Genomic DNA, 19,939 nt, shown 5'->3' with positions numbered 1-19,939 from the left:
GTGACGATCGCACCGGCTCCGATCGTGAGCAGGCCCAGTCCCGCTCGCGAGGTCGAGAAGGGGTCGCGGCTCTCCAACCTGCTGCGGACCACCGACCACAAGACCATCGGCTTGATGTACCTGGTCACCTCGTTCGCCTACTTCGCGATCGGCGGCCTGATGGCCATGCTGATGCGCGGCGAGCTGGCGCAGCCGGGCCTGCAGTACCTCTCGCCGGAGCAGTACAACCAGCTGGTCACCATGCACGGCACGGTGATGCTGCTGATGTTCGCGACGCCGCTGTTCTTCGCCTTCGCGAACCTGATCATGCCGCTGCAGATCGGCGCCCCCGACGTCGCCTTCCCGCGGCTCAACGCGCTGTCGTACTGGCTGTTCTTCATCGGCTCGGCCATCGCGGTCTCCGGGTTCCTCACGCCCAGCGGCGCGGCCGACTTCGGCTGGTACGCCTACGCGCCGCTGTCCGACGCGGTGCACTCGCCGGGCGCCGGCGCCACGCTCTGGTTCTCCGGCCTGGCGGTCAGCGGTCTGGGCACGATCCTCGGTGGCGTCAACTTCATCGCCACGATCATCTGCCTCCGCGCGCCGGGCATGACGATGTTCCGGATGCCGATCTTCACCTGGAACACGCTGGTCACCAGCCTGCTGATCCTCTTCGCGTTCCCGATCCTGACCGCGGCGATCATGGGCATGCTGGCCGATCGCAACCTCGGCTCGCTGATCTTCTCCCGCGAGAACGGCGGGGCGATGCTGTGGCAGCACCTGTTCTGGTTCTTCGGGCACCCCGAGGTGTACATCATCGCGCTGCCGTTCTTCGGCATCGTCACCGAGATCATCCCGGTCTTCGCCCGCAAGCCGCTGTTCGGCTACAAGGGCATGGTCGGCGCGACCCTGCTGATCGCGATCCTGTCGGTGGCCGTGTGGGCCCACCACATGTACGCGACCGGCGCGGTGCTGCTGCCGTTCTTCGCCTTCATGACCTACCTGATCGCCGTGCCGACCGGCATCAAGTTCTTCAACTGGATCGGCACCATGTGGCGCGGCCAGATGACCTTCGAGACGCCGATGCTGTTCTCGCTGGGCTTCATGGTCACGTTCCTCCTCGGTGGTCTGACCGGTGTGCTGCTGGCCAGCCCGCCGCTGGACTTCCACCTCAACGACAGCTACTTCGTCGTCGCCCACTTCCACTACGTCGTCTTCGGCACCGTGGTGTTCGCCGCCTACGCCGGGGTCTACTTCTGGTTCCCCAAGATGTCGGGCCGGATGATGGACGAGCGGCTCGGCAAGCTGCAGTTCTGGCTGACCTTCATCGGCTTCCACGGCACGTTCCTCGTCCAGCACTGGCTGGGTGGTGAGGGCATGCCGCGCCGGTACGTGAACTACCAGGAGATCGACGGCTTCACGACGCTGAACGTGGTCTCGACCATCTTCTCGTTCGTGCTCGGCGCCTCCCTGATCCCGTTCGTCTACAACGTGGTCAAGTCCTGGAAGCACGGTCAGCTGGCGCTGCGCGACGACCCCTGGGGCCACGGCAACTCGCTGGAGTGGGCGACCTCGTCCCCGCCGCCGCGGCACAACTTCACGTCGATCCCGCGCATCCGCTCGGAGCGGCCGGCCTTCGAGGCGCACTACCCGCACCTCATCGAGCGGCTGCACCGCGAGGCGCACGTCGGCAAGCGGCACGAGCCGTACGCCGGGGTCAGCGAGATCGGCGCCACCGCGGGCCGGCGTCAGGGGCCGAACGACCCCGACCCCACCTGAGGAAGGACCCGTTCCCCCCACCGCTGGCAGGCCCGCGGTGGGACCCCTGAACGGGGCCGCTCCAGCACGTTGCGGCGCCCCGTCGGCCCCCGGCCGGCGGGGCGTCGTCGTGTCCCGGCCCCGGGAGGCCCTCAGGGGCGGTGGGCGGACGCTCCGCGGGAGTGCGGCACGATGACCGCGTGTCGCTGGACCCCGCCCCCCGCACGCCCGTCACCGAGCCCCTCGCCCGGCCCAGCGCCGTCCTGACCGTCAGCGGTCCGGACCGTCCCGGCGTGACCGCCCGGCTGTTCACCGCCCTGGCGGCCCTCGGGAACGGCGTCCCGGCGGTCGAGGTCCTCGACGTCGAGCAGGTCGTCGTGCACGGGCAGCTCGTGCTGGGCGTCGTCGTCGCCGCCGGCCCCCACTCCGGTGAGGCACCGGAGCTGGTCGCGCGGCTGGCCGAGCTGGCGGCACGGGTCGCCGAGGACACCGGGATGCAGGTCGCCGTCGAGGCGGCCGGCCCCGACGGCGCCGCGGCCGGCGCCGACCGCCCGCACCACGTCATCCTGCTGGGCCGGCCGGTGCTGCCCGACGCCGTGGCCGGTGCCGCCCGGGCCATCGCCGGGACCGGCGCCAACATCGACGCGATCCGCCGGCTGTCGGACTACCCGGTCACCAGCTTCGAGCTCACCGTCTCCGGCGCGGAGGCCACCGAGCTGCGCACCGTGCTGGCTGCCGTCGCCGCCGAGACCGGCACCGACATCGCCGTCGAGCGGGTGGGTCTCGCTCGGCGCAGCAAGCGGCTGATCGTGCTCGACGTGGACTCGACCCTGGTCCGCGGCGAGGTCATCGACGAACTGGCCGCCCGGGCCGGGCGCGCCGCCGAGGTCGCCCGCATCACCGCGGCGGCGATGAACGGCGAGCTCGACTTCGCCGAGTCCCTCCGCGCCCGGGTCGGCGCGCTCGCCGGGCTGCCGGTCGAGGTGCTCGACGAGGTCCGCGAGGCGCTGGTGCTCACCCCCGGCGCGCGCACCCTCATCCGCACCCTGCAGCGGCTGGGTTTCCGCTGCGGCATCGTCAGCGGCGGTTTCACCCAGATCACCGACCCGCTCGCGGAGAGCCTCGGCCTGGACTTCGCCGCCGCGAACACCCTCGAGGTCGCCGACGGGCGGCTCACCGGGGGACTCGTGGGCGAGATCGTCGACCGCGCCGGCAAGGCGCGGGCGCTGGCCCGCTTCGCCGGTCAGTACGGCATCCCGCTGGAGCAGACGGTCGCGGTCGGCGACGGCGCGAACGACCTCGACATGCTCAACGCCGCCGGCCTGGGCATCGCGTTCAACGCCAAGCCGGTCGTGCGGGAGCAGGCGCACACCGCGCTGAACCAGCCCTACCTCGACGCGGTCCTGCAGGTGCTCGGCTTCACCCGCGACGAGGTCCTCGACGCCCTGTGATCTGTCGTCCTCCGGACGACACCGCGGCCACGTGCCGTTCCCCTGCTGCGCTGAGCCGTGTCGTCGCACCCTTCGCGGAACCCTCCGGGTCCCCCTCGGGCACGACTGCTCGCAGGAGCGGCTCTAGGTAGAGCGGTGGACCGTGCCCTCGAGCTCGACGCCGGCGGTGCGCAGCTGGTCGAGGGCGGCGTCGACGGTCGCCTCGGCGACACCCGCGGTGAGCGGCAGGAGCACCCGGGTCGAGAAGCCCTCGGCGACGGCGTCCAGGGCGGTGGCGCGCACGCAGTGGTCGGTGGCGATGCCGACGACGTCGACGGCGTCCACCCCCCGCGCGCGCAGCCACTCGGCCAGCGGCGTCCCCTCCGAGCGCGCCTCGAAGCCGGAGTAGGCGGCGGCGTACTCGCCCTTGTCGAACACCGCCTCGATCGGCTCGCGGTCCAGCTGCGGGTGCAGCTCCACCCCGCCGGTCCCGACGACGCAGTGCGCCGGCCAGCTGTCGACGAAGTCGGGGGAGTTCGAGAAGTGACCGCCCGGGTCGACGTGGTGGTCGCGGGTGGCGACCACGTGGTCGTACCCGCCGCTGCGGGCGTGTTCGCTGATCGCGGTGGCCACCGCGGCGCCGCCGGCCACGGCGAGGCTGCCGCCCTCGCAGAAGTCGTTCTGGACGTCGATGACGAGCAGGGCGCGGGTCATGTCGGGTTCCTCTCAGGCGTGCACGGTGTCGATGGCGCAGTCGCCGCGGGAGAGCGCGAACGCCTCCGCCGGCATGGTGGCCCGCACACGCCCGTGGTGCTCGCGGGCCTCGGCCAGGGCGTCGGGCGGGGACAGCTCGCGGCAGACCCGCCCGTCGCGGACCAGCTCGACGACCAGCTCCCGGTCGCCGTCCTGCGGCTCGATGGGCTGCGCGCAGACGATCTCGGCGGTGGCCGTCCCGGAGGCGTCGTGCCGGCGGACGGCGTGCTTGCGGCCGCCGACCGAGTTCTTGCCCTCGCTCCTCTTCGCCACCGGGACGCCGTCCCGCTCGACCAGCTTGTAGACCATCCCCGCGGTGGGCGCCCCGGAGCCGGTGACCAGCGAGGTCCCCACGCCGTAGCCGTCGACCGGGGCGGCCATCAGCCCGGCGATGGCGTACTCGTCGAGGTCGCTGGTGACGATGATCCGCGTCTTCGTGGCGCCGAGGGAGTCCAGGAGTGCCCGGGCACGCGTGGCCAGCGTCGGCAGGTCACCGGAGTCCAGCCGGATCGCGCCCAGCTCGGGACCGGCCACCTCGACCGCGGTGCGGATGCCCTGCTCGACGTCGTAGGTGTCCACGAGCAGCGTGGTGCCGGTGCCCAGCGTCGCGACCTGGGCGCGGAAGGCGGCGGCCTCGTCGTCGTGCAGCAGCGTGAAGGCGTGCGCGCTGGTTCCGGTCGTCGGCACGCCGTACCGCCGTCCGGCCTCGAGGTTCGAGCTGGAGGCGAAGCCGACCAGCGAGGCGGCGCGGGCGGCGGAGACGGCGGCCTGCTCGTGCGTGCGGCGCGACCCCATCTCGATGCACGGCCGGTCGCAGGCGGCGCCGACCATGCGCGCCGCGGCCGACGCGATGGCGCTGTCGTGGTTCAGGATCGACAGCACGAGCGTCTCCAGCAGCACGCCCTCCGCGAACGACGCCCGCACGGTGAGCACCGGCGACCCGGGGAAGAAGAACTCGCCCTCCGCGTAGCCGTCGACGTCCCCGCCGAAGCGGAAGTCGGCCAGCCAGTCCAGCAACCGGGCGTCGGTCACGCCCTGCGCGCGCAGGGTGGCGAGCTCCTCGTCGCCGAACCGGAAGGCGGGCAGCGCCTCCAGCAGCCGGCCGGTGCCGGCGACCACCCCGTACCGGCGGCCGTGCGGGAGCCGGCGCGAGAAGACCTCGAAGACGCAGTCGCGGTCGGCGGTGCCGTCGGCCAGCGCCGCGGCGACCATCGTGAGCTCGTACCGGTCGGTGAGCAGGGCGGTTGCGGGCGGCATGGTCCCGAGCCTAGGCAGGAGGGCGCGAGGCCACTCGCCGGGAGACGAGGTGCTTAAGCTCTACGACGTGGCCGGACCGCTCGCGCCGACACGGTCGCCCGAGACCGTCGTCGAGGAGGAGAACGACCTCGACCGTCCCTGGGTGACCATCGTCTGGGACGACCCGGTGAACCTCATGACGTACGTGACCTTCGTCTTCCAGGAGCTCTTCGGCTACGACGAGGCGAAGGCGACCGAGCTCATGCTGCAGGTGCACCACGAGGGCCGGGCGGTGGTGAGCTCCGGTCCCCGCGAGCGCATGGAGCACGACACCAGCAGGCTGCACGCCTACGGGCTGTGGGCGAGCTACCAGAAGGACGCATGAAGCCGTTCCGCAGGAAGGGCGACGAGTACGTCGCCCGGCTGGACTCCGCCGAGGCCGGGATCGTCGGGCTGCTGCTGGACCAGCTCGAGCAGCTGCTCGCCGGCGAGGAGGACGACGTAGAGGGCGACGAGGTGATCGCCCGGCTGCTGCCCGAGGGCCACCGCGGCGACCCGCGCCTGGCCGCCGACTACCGGGAGCTGACCCGCGCGAGCCTCGTGGCCGGCAAGTCCGACGACCTGGCGACCGTCCGGGCCACGCTGCCCCCCGACGGCGGGGTGCTGCGGCTCGACGTCGACCAGGCCACCGCCTGGCTGCGCACCACCAACGACCTGCGGCTGGCGCTGGGCACCCGGTTGGGGATCAGCGCCGAGAGCGAGCCGCCGGAGGAGCTGGTCAGCGAGGCCGACCAGCAGCTGGCCGTCTACTACTGGCTCACCGCCGTGCAGGGGTCGCTGGTCGACGCGCTGGCCGCCGGTCGCGCCGGCCGAAGGTCGTGAGCACCAGCAGCGCGAGCAGCAGCGTGGCGACGAAGAACACGTAGACGAAGCCGTGCAGCTCGACGTCCTGGACGGCGGCGCCGATCGTCGACAGCAGCGTGAGGCCCGCCGTCCCCAGGAGCAGCAGCAGCGCGACCGCGCGCAGGACGACCACCACGACCAGCGACGTGCGGTCGGTGGGATCGCCGCTCAGCCCGTTGCGACGGAGGAGCCCGCGGGCGCCGAGGGCGAGCGCCGGCAGGGCGAACAGCGCCACCACGGCGGCCAGGACGAGATCGACGAGCACGGGACAGGACCGTATCGCCCCACCGCGCCGGGTGACCGGCGCCACGGATGCGGCGTCGCCCACGTCCGCCGGGTCCCCCGGTCGGAGGACCGGGGCGGAGACCGCCAACGGGGCGCCTAGACTGTCGGGCGTGCTGCGCATCGACCGCGCGACCTACGACGCCATCGTGGCCCACGCCCGGGAGGACCACCCGGACGAGGCCTGTGGCGTCGTCGCCGGGCCCGAGGGCAGCGACCGGCCCGAGCGGTTCATCCCGATGCTCAACGCCGCGCGGTCCCCGACCTTCTACGAGTTCGACTCCGGGGACCTGCTGCGGCTGTACCGGGACATGGACGACCGGGACGAGGTGCCGGTGGTCGTCTACCACTCGCACACCGCCACCGAGGCCTACCCGTCGCGCACCGACATCAGCTACGCCTCCGAACCCGAGGCGCACTACGTGCTGGTCTCCACGCGGGAGCACGGCGCGCAGACCGGCCTGGCCGGTGACGAGGTCGAGTTCCGCAGCTTCCGGATCGTCGACGGTCAGGTCACCGAGGAGGACGTCGAGGTCGTCGAGTCCTACCTCTTCGGGCACTCGCCGACCACCGTCGTCTACGACTGAAGAAGGACCCCGTCCTCCTCATCCCTCGCAAGCTCGGGACGAGCCTCTGGACGGGGCCGCGGGACGACCGCGCGTTGATGGAATCCCTGTCGGCGCGCGGGCGTTGCCCGTTCCAGACGCACCACCGGAGGCCGTCGCACAGCGGCGCCCGCACCCAGCCACAGCCAGTCCAGAGGAGAACCGCACGCCATGGCCATCGAGGTCCGCATCCCGACCATCCTGCGCACCCACACCGGTGGGGCCAAGACCGTCGAGGGCAGCGGCGCCACGCTCGGCGCGCTCGTCGACGACCTCGACAGCCAGCACCCCGGGCTGAAGAACCGCCTCGTGACCGAGGAGGGCAAGCTGCACCGCTTCGTCAACGTCTACGTCAACGACGAGGACGTCCGCTTCACCGGCGCGCTGGACACCTCGGTCAAGGACGGCGACTCCGTCACGATTCTCCCGGCGGTCGCCGGCGGCTGCTGAGCAGCCCCGTCCGTCCCGCCGCCTCTCCGGAAGAGCTCCCATGGCCCGCTTCGCCTCCCTCGTCGACTCCCTCGGCGGCACCCCGCTCGTCGGGCTCCCGCGGCTGTCGCCGACCCCCGACGTCCGGCTGTGGGCCAAGCTCGAGGACCACAACCCGACCGGTTCCATCAAGGACCGGGCGGCGATCGCGATGATCGAGGCGGCGGAGAAGGACGGGTCGCTGCAGCCGGGGTCGACCATCCTGGAGCCGACGAGCGGCAACACCGGCATCTCGCTGGCCATGGTCGCCCGGCAGCGCGGCTACAAGCTCATCTGCGTCATGCCCGAGAACACCTCGGTCGAGCGGCGCCAGCTGCTGGAGATGTACGGGGCGCAGATCATCAGCTCGCCGGCCGCCGGCGGCTCCAACCAGGCCGTCGCCATGGCCAAGGAGCTGGCCGCGGAGCACGACGACTGGACGATGCTCTACCAGTACGGCAACCCGGCCAACGCCGAGGCGCACTACACGGGTACCGGCCCGGAGATCCTCGCCGACCTGCCGTCGATCACCCACTTCGTCGCCGGCCTGGGCACCACGGGCACCCTCATGGGCTGCTCGCGCTACTTCCGGGAGCACCGGCCCGAGGTGCAGGTCATCGCCGCCGAGCCGCGCTACGGCGAGCTGGTCTACGGCCTGCGCAACATCGACGAGGGCTTCATCCCCGAGCTCTACGACGCCTCCCTGCTGGACTCCCGCTTCAGCGTGGGCCCGGAGGACGCCATCCACCGCACCCGCCAGCTGGTGGAGCGCGAGGGCATCTTCGCCGGCATCTCCACCGGGGCGATCCTGCACGCCGCCCTGGGCGTGGCCGACAAGGAGGTGGCGGCCGGTCGCAAGGCCGACATCGTCTTCATCGTCTGCGACGGCGGCTGGAAGTACCTGTCCACCGGCGCCTACGCCGGCACCCTCGACGAGGCCACGGCCGCGCTCGAGGGCCAGCTCTGGGCGTAGTCGGAGGACCCCGCTGCCCCCACGCCTCGCGAGCTCGACGTGGGTCCCTGCAGCGGGGCCGCTAGCCTCACGAACCGTGCGGACACGGGGGTTCCCATGAGGCTCACGGTGGTCGGCTGCTCGGGCAGCGGTCCGGGCCCGGGGTCGCCGGCGTCCTGCTACCTCGTCGAGTACGACGGCTTCCGGGTGCTGCTGGACCTGGGCAACGGCGCGTTCGGGCCGCTGCAGGGGTCGGTCGACCCCGACGCGGTCGACGCGGTGTTCCTGACCCACCTGCACGCCGACCACTGCCTCGACGTCGCCCCCTTCGTGGTGTGGCACCGGTGGTCGGGCCGCAGTTCGGGGCGGCGGATCCCGCTGGTGGCCCCGTCGGGTGCCGACCGGCGGCTGGCGGTGATCTGCGAGGAGGGCGGCAAGCCGCTGTCCGACGTCTTCGAGTTCCTCCCGGCGCCGGGGACCGACCGGCTGGGGCCGTTCACCGTGCAGACGGCGCGGACCGAGCACCCCATCGAGTGCCACGCCGTCCGGCTGACCGCGGGCGGCTCGTCGCTGGTCTACACCGGCGACACCGGTCCCAGTGACCGGGTCGCCCAGCTCGCCCGTGGCGCCGACGTGCTGCTGGCCGAGGCCGCGCACCCCGACGTCCCCGACCTGCCCCCGGCGCTGCACCTGACCGGCCGGCAGGCCGGTGAGCTCGCCGCGAGCGCGGGGGTCGGGCGGCTGCTGGTGACCCACGTGCCGGCCTGGGTCGACCCCGACGGCCAGGTCACGGCCGCCCGCGAGGTGTTCCCCGCCGCGGAGCTCGTCCGCACCGGCGCTACCTACGAGGTGTAGCCGGGTGCCCGCGGCCGACGACGAGCGCGACGGTGTCCGGCTGACCTCGCTGGACTCCGAGCTCGGCGACGGGCTCGGGGTGACGAAGGCCGACCTGGTCGACCACCTGGACGCCTTCGCCGACCGGCTGGTCCCGCTGCTGGCCGGCCGGCCGCTGTCGGTGATGCGGGTGCGTCCCGGCGCGGCGCCGTTCATGCAGCGCAACGTGCCCAAGGGGGCGCCGGACTGGGTGCGCACCGTGCCGACCTGGTCGGCGTCGGTCTCCCGCGAGATCCACCAGGTGTTCTGTTCTAACTTCAGCGGACCTGTTCCCCTGCTAGGTTGCCGACATGCTCACCGCAGGCGCCGCCACCCCGGACGAGTGGACGCTCGTCTTCACGGCGGCCGACGACGGCATGCCCGCAGAGCACTTCCACCCGCTCCTGGACGCTTGGGCGGGCACGCTGCGCGCGCGGGAGACGGCTGCGGCCATCAAGGTCGACACCCCCATCCTCCTGAGTCCTGATCACGAGATCGACCCGCGCCTCGTCGCGTTCTTCACCTCTTCGGACTTCAGTGGTCTCAGCGCAGCATCGCGCATCACTTATGCATACGAGTACAAGTGGTGGTTCGAGTTCCTCGACCGGAGGAGTACGGCCTGGGATTTCGCCACGGAAAGCGACTTCGCCGCCTACAAGGCTTGGCGTACCGATCCAACGCTCCACCCGGTTCCCCGGAATCGGCAGGAAAAGAAGTGGGTGGATGGGGCCACCTGGAACAAGTGCCCAGCCGCGCTCGACCACCTCTACAGGTGGGCAACGAAGAAGGGGCACGTCCAGGAGAGCCCCCTTCCGGACACCAAGGCCGGTCGCGGCGCTGCACCGGCATCCGCCGTCTACTCCAAGAACGCAAGGTCCGAGCGTGCCAAGTGGGTATCCGCTGCGACCTACCGAGTCTGGCGCGACGTAGGCGTCGCCGGATACCGCCTCGGCGTAGACGGGAAGCGGCTCGTGGCCACGACCGAGGACCCGCGCTTCCGAGGGCGCAACGTGCAGCGCAACACCGCCTTCACCGACCTCCTATTCTCAAGCGCCCTACGACGCCAGGAGGGCGGATCACTCCTGATCGACGAAATCCCAGAGGTCGGGCAGGAATCCTATCTTGGCGCCACCGCCAAGCGCGGAACGGTTCGCTCCTGGACGGCAGAGAGCGCCGCCCTTACGAATCTCGCCCGCTACATCAACGTCACTCGGCGCGCGGCCGTGAAACGGGCGCAAAAGGCTGGCCGCTACGACACGATGGATCCCATCTGGGTTGATCACATCGAGGTCCGCTCCCGCCACGGAGAAGTGCTCGTCACGACCAACGGCGCCGAGTGGCCGCTAAAGGACATCGACGTCATGACCCGGATGCGCCTCATGCGGAGCCGGGATTCAGGGGTGCACGCGGGTCCAGAGCCGCTATGGCTGTGGCTCGGGGAGGACGGGCTGCCCATGAACCCGAAAGGCTGGGGAACGATCCTTCACCGGGCGTCTGAACGCTTCAAGAGCGAATGCGAACGCCTCGGGCGACCCAACCGCGACATCATCCTTCTGTCCCCCCATTCCCTGCGCTTCTCCTACGCCCTCTTCGTCCTGGTCGTCCTGCATCAGGCGATAGACCGCAAGTACGGCTACTCGCCAACGGAACCGTACGACGAAAACCGCTACCTATCGGCGTACCAGCACGTACGCGACATACTTGGGCACAGGAGTACGACCACCACCCGCAACATCTACCTGGAGCCTGTTAAGGGTTTGAGGGGGAAGACCATCATCGGCACGAGGGATGTGCAGGCAGCCATCGCCGCCCTCGCCCTCACCAACCCGGAGGTCCGAGACATTGCTCCCGTCGAGTATCTGTCGGAGGAGGACAGATGAGTCCTCGTCGTCGGGCGGCAATGCCCGATCCCGGTTGGGCTCCGCCGAGCCGCATCGACGACAGCGGCCTCAAGGTGACGGTTACCGATGAAGGCAGCACAAACAGTCGCATCATCGACTTCACGAACCTGCCCGGTCCAGAGGAACTCCGCCGCCAGTTCGCTGCGGCGTTGGAGCGAAAGACGGGACCAACGGGAACCTGGAAGCGGATTCAAACTGTAAGCCGCCTGACTGAATCACTCCCTCCGTTCTGTGTCTATCTCGACGAGCGAGGCGACATCACGTCGGTCGAGGAGATCACCGCAGACGTATGGAACGACTTCAAGTTGCACCTCGACACACATCCGCGACCAATCGGGCCACGACGAAAGGTCTCGTCCCCGTACGCACCGGCGACCCGGCGCAAGATCCTCACATCCATCGCTGAACTACTCAAGGCGGCAGAAGGGCTTCCCGAAGGAACGAAGCGTGCGCTACGCCTGCGAGTCGTATCCGAACCTCGGCGCATCCAGAAGCACCACTCCGACGATGACTTCAAGGCCATCCAGAAAGCGGCGCAGGAAGTCATCTACGCAGCCGCCACCCGAATCAGAGCCAACGCAGCATTGCTCGAACGGTATGGCGATTCCAACCTGACCGAGGAAGAGGCTCTCAAGGCGACGGCTCTCAGGGCCGTCATGGCGAATGGGCGCCTCGACCCTGCGGACCTCCCGCTGCATCACGCGCTCGGCACAGTGAGGCGGAGGGCGAGAGGTCAGGTCTATCCTTTGGTCAGCCTGGCGCGAGCGGCCTTGTTCCCTACGGTGTCGGAGATTATTGCGGGAGCGGTACTATTGCTCTGCCACGAGGGCTACAACCGATCCGTGGTCGACCAACTGACAGTTCCCGATAGTGCAGCCACGACCGCTGACGAGATGGACGCCTATCGGACGCCGACTGACAAACCCCGTCGTGGGAGGTCGGCACGGCATCAAACAAGCATCCTCGTGGACGATGGAATCAACAGCGTGGGGCGGGCCATCCGCTGGATTACCGATGCGACCGAACCGGCGCGCCAGTACCTCGGCAGCCAGGGTGTGCCGACCGACCGACTGCTGGTGTCCTGGGCAGCAGACGGTGAACAGCCGATTCTGGGCATCCCGCAGCACAACAGTGCGCGATACGCGGCTGCGAAATGGTGGCCTAAGGGCGTCGAAGGCATCGCCAACTTCGCGATGCTGCACCGTACCCACGTCACCCGGATCAAGCGGCAGCCGGAGCACCACTCCCGAGGGACCTTCCTCAAGGAATACCTTCTACTGGATGCGACAGCGCAGACGGCGGCCCTGGCGACCGCTCGTGAGGGGTTGGAGGCCGCGCTGGCGCCCGCCCGAAAGCGGCTCGCCATTCGCGTCGTTCGGAGTGATGCGGATGTCAATGCGCAGTCGGATACCGCTGTGGCTTCATGTGGGGACTACGACCACAACCCCCGCACCGGGGCTAAGTGCTCGGACTCTTTTCTGATGTGCCTACGGTGCGCAAATGCCCTAGCCGGACCGCGTCACTTTCCACGCATCGTTTGCCTGCACGATGCGATGGAGAACCTGCGCAGCGCCATCGACTCGAAGACATGGACGGAAAACTTCGCGCCGTACTACTTGGACGTGGTGGCGTTTCTCCGCGACGAACTTACGCCTGCACAGATTGCGGAGGCCCGCGTACAGGTGACCGATGAGGATCGTCGCACGATCGAACGACTTCTGTGGGGGGAGTACAACCCCACATGACCATTCCACATGCACTAGCCCCAGTCCCCGACGTTGAGGCGCCGTTGGACTGGTCGGCGATCGAGTCAGGTCCCTCCATCCTGCCGGAGCAGGCTCGGGCCAGCGAGGAGCCTGTCGCGCCCTTCGATGCCGACGAGTGGCCCCTGGCGGCGCTTGCTCACGGGGGTAAGGCGGTCACCCTCGTCTGGCACGACAGGCGCGTCGAGGCCAAGGCCAAGGCGCGGGAGGCGACTCCCGTCACGTGGCCGGAGCACCTCCTCCGCCAGTTCAAGCGGGCGGCCTGGCTACTGATCAACAAGCCGACGCCACATTCGCTGATGGGCGCAAGCAAGTCCAAGCGCCGTCCCCATACGGCCCCGGTGTCTATTCAGGCGATCGCGTACAGGTGGCGACCCTTTGCCGCGTGGCTCGACAAGGAAGGGGTCAGTTCGCTCGATGCAGTGACGACGGATCTGCTCGACCTCTACCTCGAATGGCTGCAAGCGCCGGGTCGAGGATTGGCACCGCGCACCGTGGACCAGTATCGACGTTCGCTTATCGACCTGTGGGCACGGGGTCCCATGCTCCCGGAAGGCGACCGGATCGAGGAGCCGTCGTGGAGCGACAACGGTCGACTTCGTACAACGGGCACACGAACGGCAGCGGAGAACAGCACGCTGATCGTTTCTCCCTCGACCATGGAACCGCTGCTGGCCTGGATTCTAACGATGCTCGATCTGGCCCCAGACATCATTGGCGCCGGTGACGAGTATGTGAGCATGATGCGTCGCGGAGAAGGTGAGAGCGAAGGAGCCACCCGACGCCTACGCAGAGATGCGTCGGCCACCGACTTTGCCCGGCAAATCATTCGCGCGGAGTATCCGCCGGGAACTCCGGTGCCAGGCTCGACAGACTGGCGCACGCCTACGCTGCCCGACTTTCCTGCATCCTATCTCGCGGCCGCTCACGGGCGAGGCCGTCTCGACCGCCTGCACGTCCGCTGGGCCATGGCAAAGGAGCGACCCGACTGGCGCAATGCACTCGACGACGCCATCCCGTTGCCCATGACGATGAACCCCCAAGGGCGAATCGCAGACCAAACCTGGCGCGAACACATCGACTACCGGGAAGTGCCCGCACTCATCACCCATCTGCGGACCGCCAGCCTGCTCGCCATCACGTACTTGAGCGGGATGCGCGGGCAGGAATCCCGGCAACTTAAGACCGGCTGTGGAGTAGAGGTGCCCGCTGCCGACGGCGCCGCTGATTACGCAATCAGAGGTCGCATTTGGAAAGGCGTGGTGGATAAGGATGGTCGCCAAGACCCAGAGGGGCGTCCGCATACGTGGGTGACAGTCAAGCCTGGATACGACGCCCTCAGTATCGCCGAGCGCATCCGAACCTGGACGCGCTACGCAGCAGAGACGGATTACCTCTTCTCCACAGGACCCAGCGGCGGCGCTATCACACCCACCACGGCGGCTGACTGGATCGACGAGTTCGTTGGCTGGGCCAACGCACAGGTGGACGCCCTAGGACTGCCGGAGCAACTCCGCATCCCCGACTGCATTGGCGGACCGGTGCGGCTCGCTCGTCTGCGACGAACGCTTGCCTGGCACATTCGGCACCGACCGGACGGCCATGTCGCTCTCGCTATTCAGTACGGCCACGTCAACCCAGCCGGATTCCTCGACACTGAGACGGGCGAGGGATACAGCGGGCGGAAAGCGTCCGGACTGGCCGACGTGCTCGATGAAGAAACCCGTTCGGCGTTGGGGTCGGCGACCGCTTTCGCGCGCGACGAAGTGATGGCCGGAGGTGGAGTGTCGGGTTTGGGTGCGGAACGTGCCCTCGACATCGCCCGAGGCACCCCAATGGGCAAGTTGTCGGCCCGTGAGGAGAAGGAACTCCTGAAGGAGAAGGATCGTGGGGTCTTCTTCAATCCGAGAGCGTTCGCGCTCTGCATCAACGATCCGGACAAGGCGGCGTGCCGAAAGGACATGGAGCCTGGACCACCGCTCGCGTATCGATGCGTCGGCAAGAAGTGCGCGAACATGGTCCGCACCGACGCGACAGTCCAAGAGATGGCGTCCGAGGCCGTCCGCCTTCGGAATGAAGCGGACTTCTCACCCGGACCGCTGGCTGATCGTCTCATCGGTCACGCGGAAGAGCACGAGCGTGACGTTGAAGAGCACGTCCGAACCCGCCGCACGCTGACCCGGCCTGCCGGAGAGGAAAGCGCGGAGGAATGAGCGAGCAGGTGGGTGTTGGTGCCGTGGCGGTGCCGCCGACCCTGGACGAGATCCGGCGGGAGAAGAGCGCGTCCCGCGTCGCGGTGCTCAACGCGATGGTGCGGATGCTGAGCGGCGAACCGGTTCGCGTGCCTAAAGGACGCTTGAGCGTGGCATCTCTGGCGGTCGAGGCCCAGGTCAACCGGAACCAACTGACCAAAGGCGGCTTACGGGATCTCGGTGAGCGGTTCGCAGCACTCATCGAGGCGCAGTCTCAGCCGACAACCGCCCATGAGATCAGGCTGACCGAAGAACTCGACCGCCTCAAGAACAAGCATCGGGAACTGACTGAGGTGCACGTGCGGACGGTGGCAGAGAGGGATGAATGGAAGAGGGGCACCACCTCGCTGGCCAGAATGGTGCAGGTTCTGGAGAAGGAGAACGCCGACCTCCGCACCCGCAACGAGGCCCTGCGCCGCAGCAACGAGGCGATGCGGAGACAGGCCGGTCGACGACGACTGGAGAGCGTGCCGCCTACGCCGGTCGAGTGAACCGTTCAGGGTGTTACCAATGCGAATGGGCACCCGAGTCACGTCGACTCGGGTGCCCATTCGGTTGGTGCTTCCTGGATCAGAAGTCGTTCTGCAACTCGTAGGTGAACGTGGCCGGGTCCACACCGGACAGATCGTCCGTGGCGATGAACTGCACGGTCTGAGTGCTTCCGCCCTCAACGTCGTTGACGAAGCCGTTGGCCGCAGCGACCACCTCGCCGTTGCTGAACACGGTCAGCGTGAATGCACCGGACCGGGTGCCACCCTCATTGTTGGTGAGGCGGGCCGTGATGGTCGTGCCGAAGGACTGGGCGTCCACGGAGATGCTGCTGGCGGTCCAGCCGTCGTCGGACAGCGGGTCATCGGCCGGGGCGGGCGCCGCTTCCTCAGCGGGGGCCTCAGGCGCGGAGGACTCAACTCCTCCGGTGCTGGGGGTTGCGCCCGTCTCACCGTCGTCGCTTCCGCCCGACTGCGTCGCGATGATGATCACCACGATCACGACAATCAGCCAGAACCACCACTTCTTGTAGAAGGGCTTCTTCGCCGGTGCCTGGGTCTGCGCTGCTTGAGCCATCTCTGCTTTCCTCACCGTTGGACCATCCGTGGTTCGAGTCTCGGGCAGAGACGACGCACGGAATGTCCGCCCCCGAAGTTCCCCGTTTGCTCGCTGGGGGCGATAGTCCCACAAGGGTGCGTGGGGGACTCGGCAGTGGCGCGAAGTTCCGAGGCTCGGCGGCTCAGAAACCACAACCGGCCAATCGGACACCACTGACCCCGTGCTGCTCGGCTCCCGGGAACTTCGGTCTGACGCGGCTCCCGAAGGGGCACTCGTCCGGGGTGGCGGCGCCTGCGGTGGGCATGTTGGCGGCGCAGCAGGGGAACAGGTCCGAACCGTCGCTGGAAGCTGTGTTCTAACTTCAGCGGACCTGTTCCCCTGCTAGGTTGCCGACATGCTCACCGCAGGCGCCGCCACCCCGGACGAGTGGACGCTCGTCTTCACGGCGGCCGACGACGGCATGCCCGCAGAGCACTTCCACCCGCTCCTGGACGCTTGGGCGGGCACGCTGCGCGCGCGGGAGACGGCTGCGGCCATCAAGGTCGACACCCCCATCCTCCTGAGTCCTGATCACGAGATCGACCCGCGCCTCGTCGCGTTCTTCACCTCTTCGGACTTCAGTGGTCTCAGCGCAGCATCGCGCATCACTTATGCATACGAGTACAAGTGGTGGTTCGAGTTCCTCGACCGGAGGAGTACGGCCTGGGATTTCGCCACGGAAAGCGACTTCGCCGCCTACAAGGCTTGGCGTACCGATCCAACGCTCCACCCGGTTCCCCGGAATCGGCAGGAAAAGAAGTGGGTGGATGGGGCCACCTGGAACAAGTGCCCAGCCGCGCTCGACCACCTCTACAGGTGGGCAACGAAGAAGGGGCACGTCCAGGAGAGCCCCCTTCCGGACACCAAGGCCGGTCGCGGCGCTGCACCGGCATCCGCCGTCTACTCCAAGAACGCAAGGTCCGAGCGTGCCAAGTGGGTATCCGCTGCGACCTACCGAGTCTGGCGCGACGTAGGCGTCGCCGGATACCGCCTCGGCGTAGACGGGAAGCGGCTCGTGGCCACGACCGAGGACCCGCGCTTCCGAGGGCGCAACGTGCAGCGCAACACCGCCTTCACCGACCTCCTATTCTCAAGCGCCCTACGACGCCAGGAGGGCGGATCACTCCTGATCGACGAAATCCCAGAGGTCGGGCAGGAATCCTATCTTGGCGCCACCGCCAAGCGCGGAACGGTTCGCTCCTGGACGGCAGAGAGCGCCGCCCTTACGAATCTCGCCCGCTACATCAACGTCACTCGGCGCGCGGCCGTGAAACGGGCGCAAAAGGCTGGCCGCTACGACACGATGGATCCCATCTGGGTTGATCACATCGAGGTCCGCTCCCGCCACGGAGAAGTGCTCGTCACGACCAACGGCGCCGAGTGGCCGCTAAAGGACATCGACGTCATGACCCGGATGCGCCTCATGCGGAGCCGGGATTCAGGGGTGCACGCGGGTCCAGAGCCGCTATGGCTGTGGCTCGGGGAGGACGGGCTGCCCATGAACCCGAAAGGCTGGGGAACGATCCTTCACCGGGCGTCTGAACGCTTCAAGAGCGAATGCGAACGCCTCGGGCGACCCAACCGCGACATCATCCTTCTGTCCCCCCATTCCCTGCGCTTCTCCTACGCCCTCTTCGTCCTGGTCGTCCTGCATCAGGCGATAGACCGCAAGTACGGCTACTCGCCAACGGAACCGTACGACGAAAACCGCTACCTATCGGCGTACCAGCACGTACGCGACATACTTGGGCACAGGAGTACGACCACCACCCGCAACATCTACCTGGAGCCTGTTAAGGGTTTGAGGGGGAAGACCATCATCGGCACGAGGGATGTGCAGGCAGCCATCGCCGCCCTCGCCCTCACCAACCCGGAGGTCCGAGACATTGCTCCCGTCGAGTATCTGTCGGAGGAGGACAGATGAGTCCTCGTCGTCGGGCGGCAATGCCCGATCCCGGTTGGGCTCCGCCGAGCCGCATCGACGACAGCGGCCTCAAGGTGACGGTTACCGATGAAGGCAGCACAAACAGTCGCATCATCGACTTCACGAACCTGCCCGGTCCAGAGGAACTCCGCCGCCAGTTCGCTGCGGCGTTGGAGCGAAAGACGGGACCAACGGGAACCTGGAAGCGGATTCAAACTGTAAGCCGCCTGACTGAATCACTCCCTCCGTTCTGTGTCTATCTCGACGAGCGAGGCGACATCACGTCGGTCGAGGAGATCACCGCAGACGTATGGAACGACTTCAAGTTGCACCTCGACACACATCCGCGACCAATCGGGCCACGACGAAAGGTCTCGTCCCCGTACGCACCGGCGACCCGGCGCAAGATCCTCACATCCATCGCTGAACTACTCAAGGCGGCAGAAGGGCTTCCCGAAGGAACGAAGCGTGCGCTACGCCTGCGAGTCGTATCCGAACCTCGGCGCATCCAGAAGCACCACTCCGACGATGACTTCAAGGCCATCCAGAAAGCGGCGCAGGAAGTCATCTACGCAGCCGCCACCCGAATCAGAGCCAACGCAGCATTGCTCGAACGGTATGGCGATTCCAACCTGACCGAGGAAGAGGCTCTCAAGGCGACGGCTCTCAGGGCCGTCATGGCGAATGGGCGCCTCGACCCTGCGGACCTCCCGCTGCATCACGCGCTCGGCACAGTGAGGCGGAGGGCGAGAGGTCAGGTCTATCCTTTGGTCAGCCTGGCGCGAGCGGCCTTGTTCCCTACGGTGTCGGAGATTATTGCGGGAGCGGTACTATTGCTCTGCCACGAGGGCTACAACCGATCCGTGGTCGACCAACTGACAGTTCCCGATAGTGCAGCCACGACCGCTGACGAGATGGACGCCTATCGGACGCCGACTGACAAACCCCGTCGTGGGAGGTCGGCACGGCATCAAACAAGCATCCTCGTGGACGATGGAATCAACAGCGTGGGGCGGGCCATCCGCTGGATTACCGATGCGACCGAACCGGCGCGCCAGTACCTCGGCAGCCAGGGTGTGCCGACCGACCGACTGCTGGTGTCCTGGGCAGCAGACGGTGAACAGCCGATTCTGGGCATCCCGCAGCACAACAGTGCGCGATACGCGGCTGCGAAATGGTGGCCTAAGGGCGTCGAAGGCATCGCCAACTTCGCGATGCTGCACCGTACCCACGTCACCCGGATCAAGCGGCAGCCGGAGCACCACTCCCGAGGGACCTTCCTCAAGGAATACCTTCTACTGGATGCGACAGCGCAGACGGCGGCCCTGGCGACCGCTCGTGAGGGGTTGGAGGCCGCGCTGGCGCCCGCCCGAAAGCGGCTCGCCATTCGCGTCGTTCGGAGTGATGCGGATGTCAATGCGCAGTCGGATACCGCTGTGGCTTCATGTGGGGACTACGACCACAACCCCCGCACCGGGGCTAAGTGCTCGGACTCTTTTCTGATGTGCCTACGGTGCGCAAATGCCCTAGCCGGACCGCGTCACTTTCCACGCATCGTTTGCCTGCACGATGCGATGGAGAACCTGCGCAGCGCCATCGACTCGAAGACATGGACGGAAAACTTCGCGCCGTACTACTTGGACGTGGTGGCGTTTCTCCGCGACGAACTTACGCCTGCACAGATTGCGGAGGCCCGCGTACAGGTGACCGATGAGGATCGTCGCACGATCGAACGACTTCTGTGGGGGGAGTACAACCCCACATGACCATTCCA

18 protein-coding genes and 1 pseudogene are annotated in these 19,939 nt (G+C 68.0%); 15 read left to right on the top strand and 4 right to left on the bottom strand.

Translation table 11 applies throughout. The features are described from left to right. On the top strand, positions 1-1,758 hold the full coding sequence (gene ctaD, locus DQ240_RS08785; protein ID WP_113839248.1) for a cytochrome c oxidase subunit I: 1,758 nt from the start codon (positions 1-3) through the stop codon (positions 1,756-1,758). A gap of 179 nt (positions 1,759-1,937) precedes the next feature. Next, the gene (gene serB / locus DQ240_RS08780; protein WP_113839247.1) at positions 1,938-3,188 is read left to right on the top strand and encodes a phosphoserine phosphatase SerB; all 1,251 of its coding nucleotides are present in this window, start codon (positions 1,938-1,940) and stop codon (positions 3,186-3,188) included. Between the two features lie 123 nt (positions 3,189-3,311). On the opposite strand, the gene DQ240_RS08775 is transcribed toward serB, so the two are convergent. Then, positions 3,312-3,881, bottom strand: a complete 570-nt coding sequence (locus tag DQ240_RS08775; RefSeq protein ID WP_113839246.1) for an isochorismatase family protein — start codon at positions 3,879-3,881, stop codon at positions 3,312-3,314. A gap of 12 nt (positions 3,882-3,893) precedes the next feature. Then, on the bottom strand, positions 3,894-5,177 hold the full coding sequence (locus DQ240_RS08770) for a nicotinate phosphoribosyltransferase (protein ID WP_113839245.1): 1,284 nt from the start codon (positions 5,175-5,177) through the stop codon (positions 3,894-3,896). A gap of 67 nt (positions 5,178-5,244) precedes the next feature. Here DQ240_RS08770 and clpS point away from each other — a divergent pair, with 67 nt between their 5' ends. Further along, positions 5,245-5,541, top strand: a complete 297-nt coding sequence (gene clpS, locus DQ240_RS08765) for an ATP-dependent Clp protease adapter ClpS (RefSeq protein WP_113839244.1) — start codon at positions 5,245-5,247, stop codon at positions 5,539-5,541. After that, a complete protein-coding gene (locus DQ240_RS08760; RefSeq protein ID WP_113839243.1) occupies positions 5,538-6,038 on the top strand; it encodes a DUF2017 family protein in 501 nt (166 codons plus the stop codon). The genes clpS and DQ240_RS08760 overlap by 4 nt, the downstream gene beginning before the upstream one ends. Here the strand turns inward: DQ240_RS08760 and DQ240_RS08755 are convergent. After that, positions 5,974-6,324, bottom strand: coding sequence for a hypothetical protein (locus tag DQ240_RS08755; protein ID WP_113839242.1), 351 nt, complete (start codon positions 6,322-6,324; stop codon positions 5,974-5,976). The genes DQ240_RS08760 and DQ240_RS08755 overlap by 65 nt on opposite strands. Before the next feature lie 130 nt (positions 6,325-6,454). On the opposite strand from DQ240_RS08755, the gene DQ240_RS08750 reads away from it, so the two are divergent. From DQ240_RS08750 to DQ240_RS08705, 9 genes and pseudogenes are all read left to right on the top strand, one after another. Then, positions 6,455-6,928, top strand: coding sequence for a Mov34/MPN/PAD-1 family protein (locus DQ240_RS08750; protein WP_113839241.1), 474 nt, complete (start codon positions 6,455-6,457; stop codon positions 6,926-6,928). 189 nt (positions 6,929-7,117) lie between these two features. Beyond that, positions 7,118-7,396 (top strand): ubiquitin-like small modifier protein 1, encoded by a 279-nt coding sequence (locus DQ240_RS08745; RefSeq protein ID WP_029431441.1) that lies wholly within the window; start codon positions 7,118-7,120, stop codon positions 7,394-7,396. A gap of 40 nt (positions 7,397-7,436) precedes the next feature. Then, complete coding sequence (locus DQ240_RS08740) at positions 7,437-8,387, top strand: PLP-dependent cysteine synthase family protein (RefSeq protein ID WP_113839240.1); 951 nt, start codon at positions 7,437-7,439, stop codon at positions 8,385-8,387. 96 nt (positions 8,388-8,483) lie between these two features. Then, positions 8,484-9,221 carry an MBL fold metallo-hydrolase gene (locus tag DQ240_RS08735; RefSeq protein WP_113839239.1) on the top strand — a complete coding sequence of 246 codons (738 nt, stop codon included), beginning with the start codon at positions 8,484-8,486 and terminating at the stop codon, positions 9,219-9,221. A gap of 4 nt (positions 9,222-9,225) precedes the next feature. Further along, positions 9,226-9,507 (top strand): annotated as a pseudogene (locus tag DQ240_RS24500) (ATP-dependent DNA ligase); the annotation flags it as partial. Positions 9,508-9,550: 43 nt separating this feature from the next. Beyond that, a complete protein-coding gene (locus DQ240_RS08725; RefSeq protein WP_113839237.1) occupies positions 9,551-11,119 on the top strand; it encodes a hypothetical protein in 1,569 nt (522 codons plus the stop codon). Next, positions 11,116-12,885: a hypothetical protein gene (locus DQ240_RS23115; RefSeq protein WP_147261965.1), complete on the top strand. Its 1,770-nt coding sequence runs from the start codon at positions 11,116-11,118 to the stop codon at positions 12,883-12,885. Before DQ240_RS08725 ends, DQ240_RS23115 begins: the two co-directional genes overlap by 4 nt. A gap of 44 nt (positions 12,886-12,929) precedes the next feature. Continuing rightward, complete coding sequence (locus tag DQ240_RS08710; RefSeq protein WP_147261964.1) at positions 12,930-15,116, top strand: hypothetical protein; 2,187 nt, start codon at positions 12,930-12,932, stop codon at positions 15,114-15,116. Beyond that, positions 15,113-15,646 carry a hypothetical protein gene (locus tag DQ240_RS08705; RefSeq protein ID WP_113839233.1) on the top strand — a complete coding sequence of 178 codons (534 nt, stop codon included), beginning with the start codon at positions 15,113-15,115 and terminating at the stop codon, positions 15,644-15,646. The genes DQ240_RS08710 and DQ240_RS08705 overlap by 4 nt, the downstream gene beginning before the upstream one ends. Positions 15,647-15,725: 79 nt before the next feature. Here DQ240_RS08705 and DQ240_RS08700 read toward each other — a convergent pair whose 3' ends face one another. After that, complete coding sequence (locus tag DQ240_RS08700) at positions 15,726-16,220, bottom strand: hypothetical protein (protein WP_113839232.1); 495 nt, start codon at positions 16,218-16,220, stop codon at positions 15,726-15,728. A gap of 376 nt (positions 16,221-16,596) precedes the next feature. Here DQ240_RS08700 and DQ240_RS08695 point away from each other — a divergent pair, with 376 nt between their 5' ends. Both DQ240_RS08695 and DQ240_RS23110 read left to right on the top strand, forming a co-directional pair. Beyond that, positions 16,597-18,165, top strand: a complete 1,569-nt coding sequence (locus tag DQ240_RS08695) for a hypothetical protein (RefSeq protein ID WP_113839237.1) — start codon at positions 16,597-16,599, stop codon at positions 18,163-18,165. Further along, positions 18,162-19,931 (top strand): hypothetical protein, encoded by a 1,770-nt coding sequence (locus DQ240_RS23110; RefSeq protein WP_147261965.1) that lies wholly within the window; start codon positions 18,162-18,164, stop codon positions 19,929-19,931. The genes DQ240_RS08695 and DQ240_RS23110 overlap by 4 nt, the downstream gene beginning before the upstream one ends. The last annotated feature ends 8 nt before the right edge of the window (positions 19,932-19,939 follow it).

Origin of the sequence: Blastococcus sp. TF02A-26, from assembly GCF_003319125.1 — a bacterium.
In the GTDB taxonomy this organism is placed as follows: Bacteria; Actinomycetota; Actinomycetes; order Mycobacteriales; family Geodermatophilaceae; genus Trujillonella.
The sequence above is the reverse complement of the archived record's forward strand: the minus strand, read 5'-3'. Positions and strand labels throughout refer to the sequence as shown.

Coding starts and splice junctions, on each gene's coding strand:
- DQ240_RS08725 (WP_113839237.1), top strand. CDS start 9,551: ATGCTCACCGCAGGCGCCGCCACCCCGGACGAGTGGACGCTCGTCTTC.
- DQ240_RS08705 (WP_113839233.1), top strand. CDS start 15,113: ATGAGCGAGCAGGTGGGTGTTGGTGCCGTGGCGGTGCCGCCGACCCTG.
- DQ240_RS08740 (WP_113839240.1), top strand. CDS start 7,437: ATGGCCCGCTTCGCCTCCCTCGTCGACTCCCTCGGCGGCACCCCGCTC.
- DQ240_RS08695 (WP_113839237.1), top strand. CDS start 16,597: ATGCTCACCGCAGGCGCCGCCACCCCGGACGAGTGGACGCTCGTCTTC.
- DQ240_RS08775 (WP_113839246.1), bottom strand. CDS start 3,881: ATGACCCGCGCCCTGCTCGTCATCGACGTCCAGAACGACTTCTGCGAG.
- DQ240_RS23110 (WP_147261965.1), top strand. CDS start 18,162: ATGAGTCCTCGTCGTCGGGCGGCAATGCCCGATCCCGGTTGGGCTCCG.
- DQ240_RS08770 (WP_113839245.1), bottom strand. CDS start 5,177: ATGCCGCCCGCAACCGCCCTGCTCACCGACCGGTACGAGCTCACGATG.
- DQ240_RS08745 (WP_029431441.1), top strand. CDS start 7,118: ATGGCCATCGAGGTCCGCATCCCGACCATCCTGCGCACCCACACCGGT.
- DQ240_RS08700 (WP_113839232.1), bottom strand. CDS start 16,220: ATGGCTCAAGCAGCGCAGACCCAGGCACCGGCGAAGAAGCCCTTCTAC.
- DQ240_RS08735 (WP_113839239.1), top strand. CDS start 8,484: ATGAGGCTCACGGTGGTCGGCTGCTCGGGCAGCGGTCCGGGCCCGGGG.
- DQ240_RS23115 (WP_147261965.1), top strand. CDS start 11,116: ATGAGTCCTCGTCGTCGGGCGGCAATGCCCGATCCCGGTTGGGCTCCG.
- DQ240_RS08760 (WP_113839243.1), top strand. CDS start 5,538: ATGAAGCCGTTCCGCAGGAAGGGCGACGAGTACGTCGCCCGGCTGGAC.